We start from the raw sequence: 4,455 nt of genomic DNA on the forward strand, positions 1-4,455 counted from the left end.
AATTTAAATTTTAAGCTTACCAATTTAAATAATGAAAAACCAGTTAGTTTTTCTGCTTCTAATACAGGTGGTAATTTACAAGATTTAGTTATAGATGGTGCTGATTTTTCTACAAATACAAGAGCTTTGTATTTTATAACCAACCAAGGTTTAGAGGTTACCAATTTAACCACCAATTATAAGTTTACTAAAACTGCTATGAATTTTAACAATACAGTTTTAGAAACCAAATATTCTAAAATTTTAGGAAATATCGTTTTTAATTACAAAAGAGAAGATTTATCCAATTTTACAGACAAAGTAAAGATTACCGCGGATTTTAATAAAAGTAAACTAAAGGTTCAGGATTTAAAAAAGTTTTACAACGAGTTAAGTGGAGAAGACGTGATTAGTTTTTCAGGAAAAATGAAAGGTCCCCTAAATAATTTTAGTCTTAAAAACTTAAAACTTTCAACAAAAAAAGGCATAAAAGTAAATGGGGATTTAACTTTTAGAAATGCAGTAAATACTGATAGAGGTTTTACTTTTAAAGGTGATTTAAGTAATTTAACCGCAACTTACAATGAGTTGAAAAATATTTTACCCAACGTTTTAGGAAAAACCTTACCCACAGAATTTAGAAAATTAGGTCAATTTAAAATTAAGGGAAATGTATTGGTAACTCCAGAAAAAATGGTTGCTAAAATCGTTATGAACTCTCAGATTGGAGGCGCATATTCAGACTTAGAAATAGGTAATATAGACCAAATTGATACCGCCTTTTACATTGGAGATTTAGAATTGATAAATTTTGATATGGGTAAATTTTTTGAAGACCCTAACTTTGGTAAAATTTCTTTAAAAGGTGATGTAAATGGGAGAGGATTTACCTTAGATAATATCAATACTACTTTTGTAGGTAATATTTCTCAATTTAATTTTAATAATTATACCTATAAAAATTTAGTAGCAAATGGCGAGTATCAAAACAATAAATTTGATGGTGATTTAACCATAGACGACGAAAATTTTAAAATGAGTTTTAAAGGTTTGGCAGATTTATCTTCTAAAATTCATAAGTTCGATTTTACTTCTAACATAGCATACTTAAATTTAAAAGAAACTAATTTATTTACAAGAGACAGTATTTCTGTTGTTAAGGGAGATGTTGCCTTAGATATAGAAGGTAATACTTTAGATGATATTGTTGGAAAAGCAATTTTTAAAAATGTGCTCTATACAAACCAACAACAAGAATATACTTTTAAAAAATTCGAAGTAACCTCTTCCTTAAAAGACAGTATAAAAACAATAGATGTTTCCTCAAAAGATATTGCGAATGGTTTTATTTCTGGTAAATTTTCATTTGAAGAACTACCAAAAGTAGCACAAAATGCTTTGGGTAGTATTTATACAAATTACAAACCTTATGAAGTAGAAAAAAATCAGTTTTTAGATTTTAATTTTACTATTTACAACCAAATTGTAGCTGTTTTTTTTCCTGATATTTCTATTGATGATCAAACAAAAATTAAAGGAAAAATAAATTCTGATAAAGATTTATTTCGGGTAAATATTACCTCTCCAAGAATAGATGCATTTGGTAACGAGGTAAAAAATCTCTCTTTAATTACAGATAATAAAAACCCGCTCTACAATACTTTTTTGTCTGCAAATGAATTAAATACAGATTATTACAAGGTTTCTAAATTAAGGTTGTTAAATCTTACAAGAAATGATACACTTTTTTTTAAGTCAGAATTTATTGGCGGAAAAAAGAAAAACGAAGATTTTAATTTAGATTTTTTCTATACGTTTAACGAGGAAGGAAAATCTGTTTTAGGCTTCGAAAAATCATCTTTTATTTTTAAAGGAAATACTTGGAATATCAATCCAGACCAGAAAAATACAGATAGAATTACTTTCGATTTAAAAAACAGCGAATTTAATTTTAGTCAATTTAAATTAGTTTCAGAAGAGCAAAAAATTGAATTCACAGGAAGTTTAAGGGGTAATGATGAGAAAATTTTATTAGCAGATTTTACCAAAGTAAAATTAGAAAGTTTTTTGCCAGAAATAGACAGTCTTTCCTTAAAAGGAAAACTATCAGGTCATTTAGATTTTGTGCAAAAAGAAGGCAGTTATTTACCAGAAGCCTCTTTAAAAGTAAAAGACTTCGAAGTCAATGATTTTAAACAGGGAGATTTATTTATAAACATTGTTGGAGAAAATTCTTACAAAAAATACAATGTGAATCTATCTATAGAAAATGAAAATGTTAAAAGCATTGCGGCTATTGGAGGCTTAGATTTTTCTGAAGAACGACCTTTAATAGATCTTGATGTTTTTTTAGAAGGATTTAAACTAAATGCTTTTAGTCCTCTAGGGAAAGATGTTTTATCTTCTTTACGGGGTGCAGCATCTGGGGAGTTTTCTTTAAGAGGATTTTTAAGCAATCCAGATATGGAAGGTACCTTAACCCTAGAAAATGCTGGTTTGAAATTCCCGTATTTAAATGTCGATTACAATTTTGAAGGGCAATCTCTAGTTACCTTATCGCAACAATCTTTTATTTTAGATGACTTTAATTTATTAGACACAAAAAGCAATACAAAAGGTGTTTTAAAAGGAAGTATTTCTCATTTAAATTTTAAGCAATGGTTTTTACAACTAAAAATAGAGAGTGATAATTTACTAGTTTTAGATACCAAAAACACAGAAGAAGCCTTGTATTATGGTTCAGCTTTTATAGATGGTTCTGCAGATATTTATGGATTAACAGACAGGTTAACCATAGATATAAATGCCAAAACAATGCCAGGTACCGTTTTTGTAGTGCCGTTAAAAGATGTAGAGACTGTAGATAGTTTTAGCTTAATTCACTTTAAATCAGACAAAGTAAAGGTAGAAGAACGGCAAAAAGAAATTGCCTTAGAAGCTTTAAAAGGCTTAACACTAAACATCAACTTAGAAGTTACAAAAGACGCTGTTGCTCAAGTGGTTATAGATGAGGTTTATGGGAGCCAACTTTCTGGTAGAGGTTCTGGAAACCTGCAAATAGAAATAAATACTAGGGGTAAATTTAATATGTTTGGAGACTATATAGTAGATAGTGGAGTTTACGATTTTAAATATGGAGGTATTGTAAACAAACCCTTTGTAATACAAAAAGGAGGTACAGTGTCTTGGAACGGAAACCCTGCAGACGCAAATTTAGATGTAACAGCGGTATATAAAGCCAAAGCAAACCCAGGTGTTTTGTTAGAGAATTTTAACTCTAATAGAAATATCGAAGTAGATTTAGTTGCCAGAATTACAGGTGGTTTATTCAATTCTAAACAAGAATTAGACATACAATTAACCAATGTAGATCCAACAATCGCAAACGAACTTGAGTTTATATTAAATGATAATAACGTCAATGAAAAAACAACACAGTTTATATCTTTACTAGCATTTGGAAACTTTGTAAACCCAGATAGAGTTAATTTTGATGCCAATGCAACCATAACGAGTACAGCATCTAGTGCCATTGCAGCAGCATTTTCTAGTTTGTTAAATAGTCCAGATAGTAAATTTCAGTTAGGGGTAGATTATCAACAAGGACAGAGAGATAACGATTTAGATAGATTAAATATAGACAATCAGGTAGATTTATCTGTAAGTACTCAAGTTAGTGATCGAGTAATTATTAATGGAAAAGTAGGAGTACCTATTGGTACACAAACACAGTCTAGTGTTATTGGTGAGGTAAAAGTAGAAGTACTTTTAAACAAAGAAGGTAATTTTAGAGGTGTAATTTTTAATAGACAAAACGAAATCCAATACACCATAGAAGATCAAGGTTATACACAAGGTTTAGGGCTTTCTTATCAAGTAAACTTTAATACACTTTCTGATTTACTGCAAAAAATGGGTTTAAAAAAGAAATTGAAACAAAAAGCAAGAAAAGAAGTGGTTAAAGATTCTACAATAAATAAAGAAAATGGTTTCAAAAATTTTGAAGGAAACTAAGAGTTAAGTATAAATTTTTCCTAAAAATGATAAATATCAATCTTTTAATTTACTTTTAGATATATTTTTGGGCTGTTTTAATAAACTAAAAATGATTGACGAAACAAACCAAAATAAAAGAATAGATAATTAAAAAACCCTTAAAAATAAGGAGTAAAAGGCTAAAACGTTTTCGTAACTTTATTATTTTAAACCATATAAAAGAATTATTTTTACATAGAAATTATGAGTAAAATTAAGAAAATAGGGGTCATGACATCTGGTGGTGATTCCCCAGGAATGAACGCAGCAATTAGGTCTGTGGTTAGAACTTGTGCATTTTATAAAATAGAATGCGCTGGTATTTATAGAGGTTACCAAGGAATGATTGAAGGAGATTTTGTAACACTTGATGCACGTAGTGTAAAAGGCATCATTAATAAAGGTGGTACATTCTTAAAATCTGCTAGGTCTAAAGAATTT

General features: G+C 29.0%; 2 protein-coding genes. Both read left to right on the top strand.

The genetic code is table 11. From position 1 onward, the window contains the following. Positions 1 to 3,993: translocation/assembly module TamB domain-containing protein (locus tag ACTG3S_RS10335; RefSeq protein WP_439129277.1), on the top strand; the 3,993-nt coding region annotated here is incomplete at its 5' end. A 222-nt stretch (positions 3,994 to 4,215) separates the two neighbouring features. Continuing rightward, positions 4,216 to 4,455 (top strand): 6-phosphofructokinase (locus ACTG3S_RS10340; RefSeq protein ID WP_439129285.1); only part of this gene is annotated, 240 nt, incomplete at its 3' end.

This window comes from Polaribacter sp., assembly GCF_965656025.1.
GTDB lineage: Bacteria > Bacteroidota > Bacteroidia > Flavobacteriales > Flavobacteriaceae > Polaribacter.